General features: G+C 57.4%; 12 protein-coding genes. 4 read left to right on the top strand and 8 right to left on the bottom strand.

Annotation, left to right across the window (positions count from 1 at the left end; translation table 11 throughout):
- Positions 1-3,474, bottom strand: coding sequence for a methylmalonyl-CoA mutase family protein (locus H7F20_RS11120; protein WP_185786253.1), 3,474 nt, complete (start codon positions 3,472-3,474; stop codon positions 1-3).
- 136 nt (positions 3,475-3,610) lie between these two features.
- On the opposite strand from H7F20_RS11120, the gene purU reads away from it, so the two are divergent.
- Entirely contained in the window at positions 3,611-4,459 is an 849-nt protein-coding gene (gene purU, locus H7F20_RS11115; RefSeq protein ID WP_185786252.1) for a formyltetrahydrofolate deformylase, read from the top strand.
- A gap of 93 nt (positions 4,460-4,552) precedes the next feature.
- On the top strand, positions 4,553-5,275 hold the full coding sequence (locus H7F20_RS11110; RefSeq protein WP_185786251.1) for a DUF4197 domain-containing protein: 723 nt from the start codon (positions 4,553-4,555) through the stop codon (positions 5,273-5,275).
- A gap of 285 nt (positions 5,276-5,560) precedes the next feature.
- Here H7F20_RS11110 and H7F20_RS11105 read toward each other — a convergent pair whose 3' ends face one another.
- The gene (locus H7F20_RS11105; protein WP_255444067.1) at positions 5,561-6,109 is read right to left on the bottom strand and encodes a hypothetical protein; all 549 of its coding nucleotides are present in this window, start codon (positions 6,107-6,109) and stop codon (positions 5,561-5,563) included.
- A gap of 281 nt (positions 6,110-6,390) precedes the next feature.
- Here H7F20_RS11105 and H7F20_RS11100 point away from each other — a divergent pair, with 281 nt between their 5' ends.
- The gene (locus tag H7F20_RS11100; RefSeq protein WP_185786250.1) at positions 6,391-6,585 is read left to right on the top strand and encodes a hypothetical protein; all 195 of its coding nucleotides are present in this window, start codon (positions 6,391-6,393) and stop codon (positions 6,583-6,585) included.
- Here H7F20_RS11100 and pyrF read toward each other — a convergent pair whose 3' ends face one another.
- The 6 genes from pyrF to H7F20_RS11070 all read right to left on the bottom strand — a co-directional run bounded on the left by pyrF (position 6,586) and on the right by H7F20_RS11070 (position 13,573).
- Positions 6,586-7,404 carry an orotidine-5'-phosphate decarboxylase gene (gene pyrF / locus H7F20_RS11095; protein WP_185786249.1) on the bottom strand — a complete coding sequence of 273 codons (819 nt, stop codon included), beginning with the start codon at positions 7,402-7,404 and terminating at the stop codon, positions 6,586-6,588. It lies immediately after the preceding gene.
- Between the two features lie 4 nt (positions 7,405-7,408).
- Complete coding sequence (gene prfA / locus H7F20_RS11090) at positions 7,409-8,485, bottom strand: peptide chain release factor 1 (protein WP_185786248.1); 1,077 nt, start codon at positions 8,483-8,485, stop codon at positions 7,409-7,411.
- A gap of 86 nt (positions 8,486-8,571) precedes the next feature.
- The gene (locus H7F20_RS11085) at positions 8,572-9,564 is read right to left on the bottom strand and encodes an FAD:protein FMN transferase (protein ID WP_370588505.1); all 993 of its coding nucleotides are present in this window, start codon (positions 9,562-9,564) and stop codon (positions 8,572-8,574) included.
- Positions 9,565-9,646: 82 nt separating this feature from the next.
- The gene (locus H7F20_RS11080) at positions 9,647-10,075 is read right to left on the bottom strand and encodes a ubiquinol-cytochrome c reductase iron-sulfur subunit (protein ID WP_185786247.1); all 429 of its coding nucleotides are present in this window, start codon (positions 10,073-10,075) and stop codon (positions 9,647-9,649) included.
- 62 nt (positions 10,076-10,137) lie between these two features.
- Positions 10,138-11,316 carry an AIR synthase related protein gene (locus H7F20_RS11075; protein WP_185786246.1) on the bottom strand — a complete coding sequence of 393 codons (1,179 nt, stop codon included), beginning with the start codon at positions 11,314-11,316 and terminating at the stop codon, positions 10,138-10,140.
- Positions 11,317-11,398: 82 nt separating this feature from the next.
- Positions 11,399-13,573 carry a glutamine synthetase III gene (locus H7F20_RS11070; RefSeq protein ID WP_185786245.1) on the bottom strand — a complete coding sequence of 725 codons (2,175 nt, stop codon included), beginning with the start codon at positions 13,571-13,573 and terminating at the stop codon, positions 11,399-11,401.
- Between the two features lie 211 nt (positions 13,574-13,784).
- Here H7F20_RS11070 and H7F20_RS11065 point away from each other — a divergent pair, with 211 nt between their 5' ends.
- Positions 13,785-14,798 carry a glutamine synthetase beta-grasp domain-containing protein gene (locus H7F20_RS11065; RefSeq protein WP_185786244.1) on the top strand — a complete coding sequence of 338 codons (1,014 nt, stop codon included), beginning with the start codon at positions 13,785-13,787 and terminating at the stop codon, positions 14,796-14,798.
- Positions 14,799-14,830 lie beyond the last annotated feature (32 nt).

Here is a 14,830-nt window from a genome sequence, read left to right as displayed (position 1 = left end):
TTACATATTCCTGCGATACTGACCCCCAACCTCGAATAGGGCCCTGGTGATTTCGCCCAGGGAGCAGTATTTGCAAACCTCCATTAATTCCGAAAAAAGATTTTCGTTGCGCACCGCGGCCTCCTTGAGGCGGGCCAGCCCTTTTGCGGCCATATCCCGGTGCTGTTTATGGACGCGTTCCAGGGTTTCGATCTGCGCCTTCTTCTCCGCATCGGTGGCCCGGATGACCTCCCTGGGAAGGATGGTGGGCGACCCCTTGGAACTCAGGAAGGTGTTGACCCCGATTATCGGGTACTCCCCATTGTGCTTCAGCGTTTCATAGTGCAGGCTTTCCTCCTGGATGCGCGAGCGCTGATACATGGTTTCCATGGCCCCCAGTACGCCTCCCCGCTCCGTAATGCGGTCGAACTCCATCAACACAGCTTCCTCCACCAGGTCGGTGAGTTCCTCGATGATAAAGCTACCCTGCAGGGGATTCTCGTTCTTTGCCAGTCCCAATTCCTTGTTGATGATCAGCTGGATGGCCATGGCCCTGCGGACGGATTCTTCCGTTGGGGTGGTAATGGCCTCGTCATACGCGTTGGTGTGCAGGGAATTGCAATTGTCGTAAATGGCATAAAGGGCCTGCAGGGTGGTGCGGATGTCGTTGAAGTCGATTTCCTGGGCATGCAGGCTCCGTCCGGAGGTCTGGATATGGTATTTGAGCATCTGTGCCCTTGGGCCTGCCCCGTATTTTTCGCGCATGGCCTTGGCCCAGATCCTGCGGGCCACCCGTCCGATCACCGCGTATTCCGGGTCAATCCCGTTGGAGAAAAAGAAGGACAGGTTGGGGCCGAATGCATCGATGTCCATCCCCCGGCTCAGGTAATATTCCACATAGGTAAAGCCGTTGGCCAGGGTAAAGGCCAGTTGGGTAATCGGATTGGCACCCGCCTCCGCGATGTGGTAGCCGGAAATGGATACCGAATAGAAGTTCCGGACGCCATTCGTTATAAAGTATTCCTGCACATCCCCCATTAGCCGCAAGGCAAACTCGGTTGAAAAAATACAGGTATTCTGGGCCTGGTCTTCCTTGAGGATGTCCGCCTGGACCGTACCCCTGACGGAACGAAGTGTCTCCGACCGGATCCTGTTGTACACCTCAGCAGGCAGCACATCGGCTCCCGTCAGGCCCAGCAGGCGGAGCCCCAGGCCATTATTGCCTTCGGGCAACTCCCCCCGGTAGGTGGGTTGCGCCACCCCTTTTTCCTTAAAATAGGCCGCGATCCTTGCCCCGGTTTCCTGTTCCAGGCCATTTTCGGCAATGTACTTCTCGCAATTCTGGTCAATGGCCGCATTCAGGAAGAACGCAAGCAACATGGGGGCCGGGCCATTGATGGTCATGCTCACCGAGGTCATCGGGTCGCTCAGGTCGAAACCGCTGTAGAGTTTCTTGGCGTCGTCCAGGCAGCAGACCGAGACACCTGCATTGCCTATTTTCCCGTAGATATCCGGCCGGTGCCCCGGGTCGTTCCCGTAGAGGGTCACCGAATCAAAGGCCGTGGACAACCGTTTGGCAGGCATGTCCATACTGACGTAGTGGAAGCGGCGGTTGGTCCGTTCCGGGCCGCCTTCCCCGGCAAACATCCGGGTGGGGTCCTCCCCTTGCCGCTTAAAGGGGTACAGCCCGGCCGTATAGGGAAATGACCCCGGAACATTTTCCCGGAGCAACCAGCGCAACAGGTCCCCCCAACTGCGGTAGGAAGGCAGGGCAACTTTTGGTATCTGCTGGTGGGAAAGGGATTCCGTGTGAGTCTCCATACGGACTTCCTTCCCCCGGACCTTAAACCGGAATTCCGGTTCCCGGTAGCGCGCCCTCAGGTCAGGCCAATGCAGCAATAAGTCCCAGTAATGGGGGTTCAGGTCTTTCCGGATCCCTTCAAAGGCCTCCTGCAGCCCCTGCAACAACTCCCGTTGATCCCCGGTTCCCTTTTTCGAAGCGGATTCCCCTTTCTCGCGGTCCGGGACCTGCAGACCATCCGGTCCCAGCAGCGGCCGCTCCCCGTTTTCCAATAGGACCCCCGCCAGGGTACATACAGACACATACAGGCCGTAGAGTTTTTCGGCCACGACAGCCTGCTCGGAAACCATGGATTCGTACCCCCGGTTGGCCTCCGCAATCTCGGACAGGTAGCGCGTCCGGGCCGGCGGGATGATAAAGATCTTTTCGGGTTCTTCCTGTACTGGCGCATGGGTACCTGCCGCCCACGCGGCACCGGCATTCCCAAGCCGCTGCATGACGGCGGCATACAGGCGGTTCATCCCCGGGTCATTGAACTGGGAGGCAATGGTGCCGTATACCGGGAGGTCCGATTCCCCCGGTTCCCAGATGCCGTGGTTGCGCTTGTACTGTTTTTTGACATCCCTGAGCGCATCCTGGGCCCCGCGCTTGTCGAATTTGTTGATGGCCACCAGGTCCGCAAAGTCGAGCATGTCGATTTTCTCCAGCTGGGTGGCTGCCCCGAATTCCGGGGTCATCACGTAGAGGGACACGTCGGAATGCTCCAGGATCTCGGTGTCGGACTGGCCAATCCCCGAAGTTTCCAGGATCACCAGGTCAAACCCCGCCGCGCGCAATACATCCACCCCTTCCCGCACATGCCTGGACAATGCCAGGTTCGACTGACGGGTGGCGAGGGACCGCATATAGACATTCGGGTGGTGGATGGCATTCATCCGGATCCGGTCGCCGAGCAGGGCACCCCCTGTTTTTCGCTTCGAAGGGTCCACCGACAGGATCCCGATGGTGCGTTCCGGGTACTCGGCCAGGAACCTGCGCACGAGTTCATCCACCAGGCTGCTCTTGCCCGAACCGCCGGTCCCGGTGATCCCCAGGACGGGCGCGGGCTTGTCCGGCTTTGGCATTTTCTCCTGGAGCGACTCAAAGGCTTCGGGCCGGTTTTCCGCCAGGCTGATGAGCCGTGCAATGGTCTGGGGGTCCCGCGAGGCCAGCGCTTTCTCCAGCGGCTGTCCTTCGGGGAGCGGCAGCTCCGCCACCGAATAGTCCGCGGCCTCCACCAAATCGTTGATCATCCCCTGCAGGCCCATCTCGCGGCCGTCGTCCGGCGAATAGATCCGCGTAATGCCGTAGTCCATCAACTCCCGGATTTCCTCCGGCAGGATCACGCCCCCTCCCCCGCCGAATATCCGGATGTGGCCCGCACCCTTTTCCTGTAACAGGTCGTGCATATAACGGAAATACTCGTTGTGCCCTCCCTGGTAGGAGGTCATTGCAATGGCATTGGCATCTTCCTGTATCGCGCAGTCCACTACCTCGGCAACGCTGCGGTCATGCCCCAGGTGGATCACCTCCACGCCCGTGGCCTGGATAATCCTGCGCATGATATTGATCGCCGCGTCATGCCCGTCAAACAACGAGGCTGCGGTAACGATCCGGATTTTATGTGCGGGTTTATAGGGTTTTGAGGCTTCCATATAATTTTTGGTGCTTTTCCAACATAAATTGCCGAATTGCCAGCCAAAGGTGCTTTGGACTTCGGATTTTACAAAAATAAGAAGGGAATTCCCAACTCTCTTAACAATCTTTTATTTTTACCCAAATTCCATCTGCATGACGGCAACCGTCCTCATCCATTGCCCGGATCAACCGGGGATCATCCACAGTGTGACCGGCTTTCTCCAGCAACGCGGGGGCAATGTGGTCTACCTGGACCAGCATGTGGAGATGGAGGCCGGGGTCTTTTTCATGCGGCTGCAGGCCGAATTTACCGGGAACACCTGGCAGGAGGAGGCTTTCCGCAGGGAGTTCAGCGCAGGACCCGCGGCAACCTACCGGATGAAGTGGAACCTCTATATGGAAGACCGGAGCAAAATGGCGGTCTTCGTGTCCAAATACAACCACTGCCTCTACGACCTGCTCAGCCGCTATGAAGCCGGGGAACTCAATGCCACCATCCCTTTTATCCTGAGCAACCACCCGGACTGCGAACCAATCGCCCGCCAGTTCGGCATCCCTTTCCACCATATCCCCGTCCATGCCGGGAAAAAGGCGGAAGCAGAGGCAAAACAGCTGGAATTGCTCAGGGAGCACCAGGTGGACTGCATTGTCCTGGCCCGGTATATGCAGATCGTCGGGGAAGACCTTATCGAGGCCTACCCAAATCGGATCATCAACATCCACCATTCCTTCCTGCCGGCCTTTGCGGGGGCCCGGCCGTATCACGCCGCCTTCAGGAGGGGGGTTAAAATCATCGGGGCAACCAGTCATTACGTGACCGAAGAACTGGATGAGGGACCCATCATCGCCCAGGACGTGACCCCTGTCTCCCATATGCATACCGTTTCCGATTTCATCGCCAAGGGGCGGGACCTGGAAAAAATCGTCCTGGCCCGGGCCGTACAACTCCACCTTCACCGCAAAACCCTTGTTTACAACAACAAGACGGTCATTTTTGCCTGAAAGCCCTGCCGGCACAAATCCCGCGATACCGCTGCATCCCCAAAATACAATGGCAGAATGTTCGTTATACCCATACGACCAATTCCAGATTCCATGCACAGAAGGCTCTTTTCCATCCTGATCTGCCTGACGATAGTTTCCTGCGGGGAACTCCAGCAGGTCATTGACCAATTCCCCGAGGGGGGCGGGGTAACCGAGGCCGAAATCGCACAGGGACTCCGGCAGGCGCTTAACCAGGGGATTGAAAAACAGGTGGCGAAGCTGGCTGCCGAGAACGGCTTTTATGGTGATGAGCAGGTCCGCATCCTCCTGCCGGAGCAATTGCAGAAAGTGGATCGCACCCTGAGGAACATCGGGTTGGACCAGCTGGCCGACGAGGGACTGCTGCTGCTGAACCGGGCTGCCGAGGATGCCGTAGGCCGGGCTACCCCCATATTTGTCGACGCGGTCTCCGGGATCACCTTCGCCCATGCGCGGGACATCCTGCTGGGAAATGATAATGCCGCAACAAGCTACCTGAAGGGCCGGACGGAAATCCCGTTGTACGATGCCTTCAGGCCGGTGATTAAAGGTTCTTTTGAGCGCGTGGGTGCCGACCGCGTCTGGGGAGAACTCATTAGCCGGTACAACCGTATCCCCCTGGTGCAGCCGGTCAACCCGGACCTGGCAGACTATGTGACCCGGGAAGCGCTGCAGGGGGTTTATGAAGTGATTGCCCGGGAAGAACTCGAGATCCGAACCCGGATATCCTCCCGCTCCACCCTGCTGATGAAAAAAGTGTTTGCCCTGCAGGACGGTTTCAGTTCCGGACCATAGCTTTGTTTCCCGACAAATTCAGCCCATGTCCCCCGTTTATATGCTGAAGGAAAAAATTTTAACGAACTGTATACTAAATCCTTGGAAGCCCCCGTTAAAATATTAAGAAGCATGAGTAATCAATTCCCTTCAACCGGCCTCAACCGGGCATGGGCATCTGAAAAAAGCTTATTGCGACCGCATTATTTGAGTTAGTATTTTTGAGTTAGTTAGTTTAGGAAACCCCGGAGTCAGATAGCTCCGGGGTTTTTTAATGCTGATTGGGGCCGGTTATTCCCCGGCCGGTTACTGCTTCCTCCGGTACACCCCGTCAAACAGCGTCTGCACCGTTTTCCCATCCTGCAACACCTCCCAATGCTGCCGGACCGTCCCGTCCTCCCGGGGCGTCCAGGTGATCCGGTGGACGCGCTCGTTGCCAGCGGTATCCCGGAAAGGTTCAGAGGACATCACCATCCGGCCCCCTTCGGGCCCGCCGCTTAGTTTCAGTGCCGAACCGGTATTATCCACCCACAATTGTTCCCACACCCCCATCCTGGCATTGTAAAAATTCAGGCTGGTCCCCGTATTCGCACCCCCGGCACCTACCCAGTGTTCCTGCAGCACACAACCCCCTTGGATCCGTTCAATGCGGTTGGTGCCTGCCGGCGAACCGGTTGGTCCGGTTACCTCCCAATCCCCGATCCAGAAATCAAAGGCGCGATGCAGGTCGGTACAGCAATTGCAGTTGTCGGTGGCAGCCTGGGTATCCTGGGCGCGAACCCACTGGAGCGTGAAGAAGGTTAGCAGGAAAGTCGAAAACAGGATGGCGGGGCGATTCAAGGCAGTGTGATTCATGACAGGTGTTTGATACCCAAGATAACCATCCTGCTTCTGAAATCGGTTAACCCCGACCGGCAATCCCCCCACCCTGTATCCGGCGGGCACCATTCAGGGCGCCGGCCGTCACCTTGCCGGGTGCCGGATTGCCAATTTTCACGGACGGAGGCCCGGAATGTGAAATTATCCGCATCCTTGTGTTAAAAAATAGACAAATGACCTGATTAATAGTTAAATACCCGCCATCTCCGAAATCCGAAACGGGCTTTTCAACGTATATTTGAAAGAAACTGATGGCTATGGAAAAGCAACATTGTAAAGTAGGGGCCATAACCCCACTGACGGAAGGGCAACAGGCCGTTCGCCTGCTGGAATACCAGTATGGGAATTTCATCCGCAAGGCGGGCGAGGTGGCGCAGTCCGATGCGAACCTGCGGGAATTCTTTGAGTTGAAAGCACGGAAAATCCAGCGCCTTCTCCAGAGCCTGGTCTGATCAGGTTCCCGAAAGGATGTCGGACATCTCTTTTTGGATGGCTGCTGCCGCCTCGGCAGCGCGGTCTGCAAAGTCGGCACCCCTGCCCGCATAGATAATCCCGCGGGACGAATTGACCAGCAACCCCACGCCGTCGGTCATCCCATATCTGCAAACTTCCCTCAGGCTTCCCCCCTGCGCCCCGATCCCGGGTATCAATAAAAAGCTTTCCGGGACTATTTTCCTTATCTCCGCCAGGTATTCCGCCTTGGTGGCCCCCACGACATACATTAAGCGTTCTGCCCCGGCGTATTCCCGGCTTTTGGCCAGTACCGTCTCGAAAAGGGGCCCGGACCCGGACGCACCCGTCTGAAAGTCGAAAGCCCCGGGGTTGGAAGTTAGCGCGAGCAGGATGACGAATTTGCCATCGAAGGCCAGGAACGGCTCCACCGAATCCCGGCCCATATAGGGCGCCACGGTCAGCGCATCAAAATCCATGGTATCGAAAAAGGCCCTGGCATAACGGGTGGAGGTGTTTCCGATATCCCCCCTTTTTGCATCGGCAATGGTAAAGTGGTCCGGGCAGGTTTCGTTGAGGTAGGCGATGGTGCGTTCCAGGGACTTCCAGCCTGCAGCACCATAGGCCTCATAAAAGGCGGTATTGGGCTTATAGGCGACGCACAGGTGGCGCGTGGCATCGATAATCGCCTTGTTGAAGGCAAAAATGGGGTCTTCCTCCTCCAGGAGGTGGGCCGGGACCTTCTCCAGGTCGGTATCCAGGCCAACACACAGGAAGGAACGCTTCTTTCGGATCTGCTGTTCGAGTTGTTCGCTAGTCATCGGCCTATAGGATCTCGGAAGCTTCCCGGAGCTTCTCGGTATTTTCCACCAGCATCAGTTCGTCAATGATTTTCTGGATATCCCCGTTGATGATGTTCTGCAGGTCGTAAAGCGTCAGGCCGATGCGGTGATCCGTCACCCGGCCCTGGGGATAGTTGTAGGTGCGGATCTTGGCGGACCGGTCCCCGCTGCTCACCTGGGAGTTCCGCTTGGCCGCGTCTTCCTCCTGCCTCTTGGCGAGTTCCATGTCGTACAGGCGCGAACGCAATACCTTGAACGCCTTGTCCTTGTTCTTATGCTGGGATTTCTCGTCCTGGCACTGGGCCACGATCCCGGTGGGCACGTGGGTCAGGCGGACTGCGGAATAAGTGGTGTTCACCGACTGCCCTCCGGGCCCGGAGGAGCAGAAATAATCGATGCGGACATCCTTGGGGTCGATCTGCACATCAAAATCCTCGGCTTCCGGCAGGACCATGACCGTGGCGGCGCTGGTGTGGACCCGCCCCTGGGTTTCCGTTTGGGGCACGCGCTGTACGCGGTGCACCCCCGCCTCGAATTTCAGGGTGCCGTACACGTCCTCCCCGCTTACTTCAAAGTGGATTTCCTTAAAGCCCCCGCTGGTCCCCTCGCTCAGGTCGATAACATTCGTCTTCCAACCTCGGGATTCGCAATATTTGGTATACATGCGGAACAGGTCCCCGGCAAAAATGCTCGCCTCGTCTCCTCCGGTACCAGCCCGGATTTCCATCACCACGTCCTTGGCGTCTTCCGGGTCCCTGGGGATAAGCATCAGCTTGATCTCCTCCTCCAGTGGGGGGACGGCCTGCCGGGCCTCCTCCAGCTGGAGCTTGGCCATTTCGGTCATCTCCGGGTCGCTGCCGTCGGCCAGGATTTCCTCGGCCTCGGCGATCCGGTTCTGCAACTGGACGTAGCGCTCCCGCAGGTCCATCATATCCCGCAGGTCCTTGTATTCCTTGTTGAGCTGGACGTACCGCTTCTGGTCGGCGATGATATCGGGCTGGATGATCAGGTCCGAGACCTCGTCAAAGCGCTGTTTGACAATGTTGAGCTTATCGAGCATATCAGTGATGAAATTCCCTGCGAAGTTACGATTTTTAAGCGGATCCACAGCCCGTGCCAGGCCTGATCCTGCGCCGGACCCCGCCCTTATTCCCGGTCCAGTTCCAGGCCGCTGGTCCAATACATGATGCCGTCGGAATCCACGATGATGGCCTCCGTATCGCCCAGGTATTCGATGAGCCGGATCCCCCTTTCGGGGCCGAGCACACAGAGGGCGGTAGCCAGTGCATCGCTGAGTTCCGCCGTCCGGGCCAGGACAGTGACCTCCTGTATGCCGGGAACCGGGAAACCGGTGGCGGGATCCAGGATATGCCCGTAGGACGTTTCACCCCTGCGGACAAACTGGGAATTCGCACGGACGATGGAAACCGAGGATTCGATCAGGGGGATCCATTTGAGTACCTGACCAATATTGAGGGGGTCCGAGATGCCGAGCAGCCATTTGTCGCCGGTTACGCGGGTCCCCCAGGCCGTGATATCCCCCCCGGCATTGATAGTCCCTCCCGGGACCTGTTTGTCGAGCATCCGGTCCTTGGCCCGGTCCACGGCATAACCCCGGCCAATCCCGCCGAGGCTGATCCGCATCCCCTTTTTGGGGAGGAAGGCGGTCTGCGCCTCCCGGTCCAGGACCAGCTGGCGATACCCGACCAGCGGCAAAACCGCTGCCACATCTTCCCGGTCCGGAATCTGCGCCATGGAGCCATCGATCCGCCATAGCGTGTCCAGGGCAGCGTAGGTAATATCGAAAGCGCCCGAGGTCAATTCTGAAATCTGCACCGCCCGCGACAACAGGGAAAACAGTTCCCTGCTGATCGGAACCGGCCGGATACCGGCCTGGGCATTGATGGCCGAGGTTTCGGAATCGGGGTCCCAGGAAGATATGCGCTTTTCAACCGCACGTATCTCGGCGAGGGCTTCCTCGATATGGATAAATCCGATCTCCTCATTTTCGGCAGTTACTGTAACGGTTACCTGGGTGCCCATCAGGCGTTCCACGCGGCGCACTGTGACCAAAGATTCCTGTTGTCCCCGTACACAGGGGGATGCCAGCAAGCACAGCAACAGGACGAGGATTTTCACATAATTGCAGTAAGGGGGACCGCAAGGGTCCCGGTGTTTGCCCCGGAGGGTCCCCGGGGAGGTTTCCAATGGCCGGCAGCCCCTATTCAAAAATCCGGAGCAGGTCTCCGTTGAGCTCCGTCTGGAAGATTTTGAGGGGGTTGGTGGTAATGTTGTTGATCGGGGTACCGTCCTGGGCAAACTGGGAGCCGTGGGTACTGCACTGGAAGATACCCCCCTGGCTCGCTACAAAACTCACTTCCGGCGTCTGCTGGTGGCTGCAAACCCGGCTGGCGGCGACAAATACCCCCGACAGGTTCCTGGCGATCACCACAAAATCGCGGACGATAAAATCCCCGTTGTTGGCCAGGGCATCCCCGTCCGGGCCGCTCAGGTCAATGGTAAAGTCCACCCCGGTGGGTATGGGCTCGGTTTGCAGATCAGGACCCTTTGTACAACCCTGGACGCAGGGGAAGACCACCGCAAAGGCAGCTCCGGCACCGAGGGTGCGTAAAAACTCTTTTCTTTCCATGCAATTTGATATTAGGCGAATGCCCCTTTAACCAGAACGGCGAGATCCGGGAAATCGTATGCCTAATATTCAAAGAGCCCCTTCTCGCTGCGGATGGTCAGTTTCCGTCCGCTGTGGCGGGTCACCCGCCCGACGATCCTGCCTTCGATGCCAAAGGAGGCGGCGATGTCAATCAGGTCCTGGGCATGTGACTCCTCCAGGTAAAATTCCAGCCGGTGGCCGCAGTTGAAAACCTGGTACATTTCCTTCCAGTCCGTGCCGGATTCCCGCTGGATAAGGTCGAAGAGGGGCGGGACCGGGAAAAGGTTGTCCTTGACCACATGGAGGTCGTCCACAAAGTGCAGTATTTTCGTCTGGGCGCCCCCGCTGCAGTGGACCATGCCGTGGATTTGCTCCGGGCCGTATTTTTTGAGGATTCGGGCCACTACGGGCGCATACGTACGCGTCGGGGACAAAACCAGTTTCCCGGCATCCAGGGGGACGCCGTCCACGGCATCCTGCAACCCGACGCTGCCACTGTAAACCAGGGATTCCGGCACCTCCGGGTCATAGCTTTCGGGGAAGTCGGATGCGAGCTGGTGGTGGAACACGTCATGGCGGGCCGAGGTGAGGCCGTTGCTGCCCATGCCCCCGTTATAGGAGGTTTCGTAACTGGCCTGCCCAAAGGATGCCAGTCCCACGATAACGTCCCCCGGGCGGATGTGGGCATTGTCGATGACCCGGTCCCGGCGGATGCGGGCAGTGACCGTGGAATCTACGATAATGGTGCGCACCAGGTCCCCGACATCGGCTGTTTCCCCCCCGGTACTGTGGATATGGACATCCCATTTTGCCAGGTCGGCAATCAGCTCTTCCGTACCCTGGATAATGGCGGCAATCACCTCTCCGGGGATTTTGTTCTTGTTCCGGCCAATGGTCGAACTCAAAAGGATGGAGTCCGTGATCCCGACACAGAGCAGGTCGTCCAGGTTCATGACCAGGGCATCCTGTGCAATCCCCTTCCAGACAGAGAGGTCCCCGGTGCGTTTCCAGTACATATAGGCCAGGGAGGATTTGGTCCCTGCCCCGTCGGCGTGCATCACGGTGCAGTATGCCGGATCGCCCCCCAGGTAATCCGGCACCACCTTGCAAAAGGCCTTCGGAAACAATCCCTTGTCTACCCCGGCTATCGCTTTGTGGACGTCGTCCTTGGTGGCTGATACCCCGCGCTGGCTGTAGCGCTCCGATGCATTGGACCCCATGATGTGGTTTTTGGTTGGCACAAAAATACGAGAATCCGGCGGAACCGGACATGCAGGCGGCGGTAGCCTGCCGAAAACCCGGCTATTTTATAAACAGCAGGTCCCTGTACTTGGCCAGGGGCCATTCCTTGTCAGAAACCAGGCGTTCCAAGCGGTCGCAATGGTCCCGGATCTGGTCAAAAAACGGAAGGACGGATTCGCAGTAGGCTTTGGCCTTTTTATCGATTTCCCGCAGCCCGTTTGCGCGCTTGCGGGCCTCGTTCATCGCATCCGTCTTTTTGCGGACCGCCTGCAGGTGTTCCGCCAGTTGCTCCAGGATGCCGAGCTGGGCTTCCCCCATGGTTTTGTGGGCCGCCCCATAGACATCTTTCAGGCCCGCGATGTTCTGCAACAGGCTGTTCTGGTAGGAAATGGTGGCCGGGATGATCTTGTTGTAGACCAGTTCGCTCAGCACCCTTCCCTCTATCTGGGTCTGCAGGATATAGGTTTCCAGTTCCACTTCCTTCCGGGCGCGAATTTCCTTTTCGGTCATGACCCCGGTAGCGCTGAAGAGCTCCAGCGTCTCGGGGGCAGTGAGGATGTTCAGGGCCGCGGGCGTGGTGCGGTTGTTGCTCAGTTTGCGGCGCTCGGCCTCCTGCTGCCACTGGTCGCTGTAGCCGTCCCCGTCAAACCGGATGCGGCGGCTGCTCTTGATATATTCCCTCAGGACGTTGAAAATCGCCTCGTCCTTCTTGAGTTTCTTTTTGGCGATCAGCTTGTCCACTTCCGTCTTGAATTCACGGAGTTGATGGGCCACAATGGTGTTGAGCACCGTCATGGGCTTGGCGCAATTCATCTTTGCCCCTACCCCCCGCATCTCGAACTTGTTTCCGGTAAAAGCGAAGGGGGACGTCCGGTTGCGGTCCGTGTTGTCCAACAGGATTTCAGGGATTTTGCCGACCACGTTCAATTTTAATTCGGTTTTCTCCTCGGGGGAAAGCTTCCCTTTGGAAACCCCTTCGAGTTCGTCCAGCACATCGGTGAGCTGTTTGCCGACGAATATCGAAATAATGGCAGGCGGGGCCTCATTGGCGCCCAGGCGGTGGTCGTTGCTGGCCGAGGCAATCGAAGCCCGGAGCAATTCCTCGTACCGGTCCACGGCCTTGATAGTATTGACAAAAAAGGTCAGGAACTGCAGGTTTTTCATTGGGGTGGACCCGGGGCTCAGCAGGTTGGTGCCCGTATCCGTGCTGAGGGACCAGTTGTTGTGTTTCCCGGACCCGTTGATCCCGGCGAACGGCTTCTCGTGGAACAGGACACGCAGGCCGTGGCGCACCGCCACCTTGTCCATGATGTCCATCAGCAGGAGGTTATGGTCCACGGCCAGGTTGGCCTCTTCAAAAACCGGTGCCAGTTCGTACTGGTTGGGTGCCACCTCGTTGTGACGGGTTTTTACCGGGATCCCCAACAGCATGCATTCGGATTCCAGGTCCCGCATAAAGCGGAAGGCCCGTGCCGGGATAACGCCGAAATAATGGTCGTCCAGTTGCTGGCCCTTGGCGGCGGCCTGCCCCACCAGGGTGCGGCCCGTCAGGAGCAGGTCCGGCCGGGTCCGGGCGAGTTCCGCATCGATCAGGAAATATTCCTGTTCCCATCCCAGGGTGGCATTCACCTTGGTGACGTTTTTGTCAAAATAGCGGGCCACCCCGGTGGCTGCCTGGTCCACGGCATGCAGGGCCCGCAGGAGCGGGGCCTTGTTGTCCAGGGCCTCCCCGGTATAGGAGACAAAAATCGTGGGGATACAAAGCGTGTTGCCATAAATAAAAGCCGGGGAGGTCGGGTCCCAGGCGGTATACCCCCGGGCTTCGAACGTATTGCGGATCCCGCCGCTGGGGAAACTGGACGCATCCGGTTCCTGCTGGACCAGCTGCCCGCCGCCGAATTTTTCGATGGCCCGGCCGTCCGGGAGCAGGTCAAAAAAGGCATCGTGCTTTTCCGCAGTGGCACCGGTCAGGGGCTGGAACCAATGGGTATAGTGGGTCGCTCCCGCGGAGATCGCCCAGGCCTTCATGGCCTCCGCCACCTGGTCTGCGATTTTGCGGTCGATCTTGGATCCGGTGAAGATGGCGCCCTTCACGCTGGCAAAGGCGTCCCGAGTCAGGTACTGCAGCATCCGGTCTTCGTTAAAGACGTGGCGGGCGAAGGATTCGGAACGTCGGATAGTATTGTTTGGATGCTGGAAACCAGTTTGTTGTGAATCCGTATGTGATTGGTTCATAGGTGTTTGAATTCTGAATGGCCGTTAAAATTACACATTTCGTATAATTTTCCGGATAAATTATTTTTTTTTCAATATCCCCCCGTAAAATGGGGGGTGTTAATAATTATGGCCCTATTATTAATAAAATACCCCCCTCAAATTGCACATGAGCAATGAATTATTATATTTTTGACGGTCAAAAAAATTATCATTAAAACCATTTTGAACCATGAGCAAAGCAAAATTAGAGTATATCTGGCTTGACGGATACACCCCCACAGCCAACCTCAGAAGTAAGACAAAGATTGAGCCTGACTTCAGCGGAAAGCTGGAGGACTGTCCGCTTTGGAATTTTGATGGAAGTTCAACACAACAGGCCGAAGGCGGTTCTTCGGACTGCCTGCTGAAACCGGTCGCCATCTACCCCGACCCGGCACGCAAAAACGGTTATCTTGTCATGTCTGAAGTCATGAATCCGGACGGTACGCCTCATCCTTCCAACTTCCGTGCAACGATCGATTCCGATGCCGACGACGATTTCTGGTTCGGCTTCGAACAGGAGTACTTTATCATGGATACCCATACCGACCTGCCGCTCGGGTTTCCTCCCGGCGGATACCCCGGACCCCAGGGGCTTTACTACTGCTCCGTGGGCGGGAAAAACACCCACGGCCGCGAACTGGTGGAGCGCCACGCGGACTATTGCCTGGAAGCCGGACTGAACTTCGAGGGGATCAACCAGGAAGTTGCCTGCGGACAATGGGAATTCCAGATTTTTGCCAAGGGCGCCAAAAACGCCGGGGACCAGATCTGGGTAGCGCGCTACCTGCTGGATCGCCTGACAGAAGATTACGGCTGGTACATTGAATACCACCCGAAACCGGTCAAAGGGGACTGGAACGGAAGCGGCATGCACGCCAACTTCTCAAATACGCTGCTGCGTACGGCAGGCTCCAAGGAGATCTATGAAAAAGTGTGCGAGGCGTTCCGCCCGGTTACCAAGGAACACATAGCAGTGTACGGAGCCTACAACGATGAGCGCCTTACCGGAAAGCACGAAACCGCATCCATCCATGACTTCAGCTATGGCGTATCGGATCGCGGGGCATCTATCCGCATCCCGATCATGACCGTGGAGAAAGGTTGGAAAGGCTGGCTGGAAGACCGTCGCCCGGCATCCAACGGTGACCCCTATAAGATTGCCGCCCGTATCATCAAGACTGTTGAAGGCGTCAAAATCTGACAACAGCAATCAATAAATAAGTATGTTCAACA

Source organism: Robiginitalea sp. SC105, from assembly GCF_014243345.1.
Lineage (GTDB): Bacteria > Bacteroidota > Bacteroidia > Flavobacteriales > Flavobacteriaceae > Robiginitalea.
The sequence above is the reverse complement of the archived record's forward strand: the minus strand, read 5'-3'. Positions and strand labels throughout refer to the sequence as shown.

Coding starts and splice junctions, on each gene's coding strand:
- H7F20_RS11120 (WP_185786253.1), bottom strand. CDS start 3,474: ATGGAAGCCTCAAAACCCTATAAACCCGCACATAAAATCCGGATCGTT.
- purU (WP_185786252.1), top strand. CDS start 3,611: ATGACGGCAACCGTCCTCATCCATTGCCCGGATCAACCGGGGATCATC.
- H7F20_RS11110 (WP_185786251.1), top strand. CDS start 4,553: ATGCACAGAAGGCTCTTTTCCATCCTGATCTGCCTGACGATAGTTTCC.
- H7F20_RS11105 (WP_255444067.1), bottom strand. CDS start 6,109: ATGAATCACACTGCCTTGAATCGCCCCGCCATCCTGTTTTCGACTTTC.
- H7F20_RS11100 (WP_185786250.1), top strand. CDS start 6,391: ATGGAAAAGCAACATTGTAAAGTAGGGGCCATAACCCCACTGACGGAA.
- pyrF (WP_185786249.1), bottom strand. CDS start 7,404: ATGACTAGCGAACAACTCGAACAGCAGATCCGAAAGAAGCGTTCCTTC.
- prfA (WP_185786248.1), bottom strand. CDS start 8,485: ATGCTCGATAAGCTCAACATTGTCAAACAGCGCTTTGACGAGGTCTCG.
- H7F20_RS11080 (WP_185786247.1), bottom strand. CDS start 10,075: ATGGAAAGAAAAGAGTTTTTACGCACCCTCGGTGCCGGAGCTGCCTTT.
- H7F20_RS11075 (WP_185786246.1), bottom strand. CDS start 11,316: ATGGGGTCCAATGCATCGGAGCGCTACAGCCAGCGCGGGGTATCAGCC.
- H7F20_RS11070 (WP_185786245.1), bottom strand. CDS start 13,573: ATGAACCAATCACATACGGATTCACAACAAACTGGTTTCCAGCATCCA.
- H7F20_RS11065 (WP_185786244.1), top strand. CDS start 13,785: ATGAGCAAAGCAAAATTAGAGTATATCTGGCTTGACGGATACACCCCC.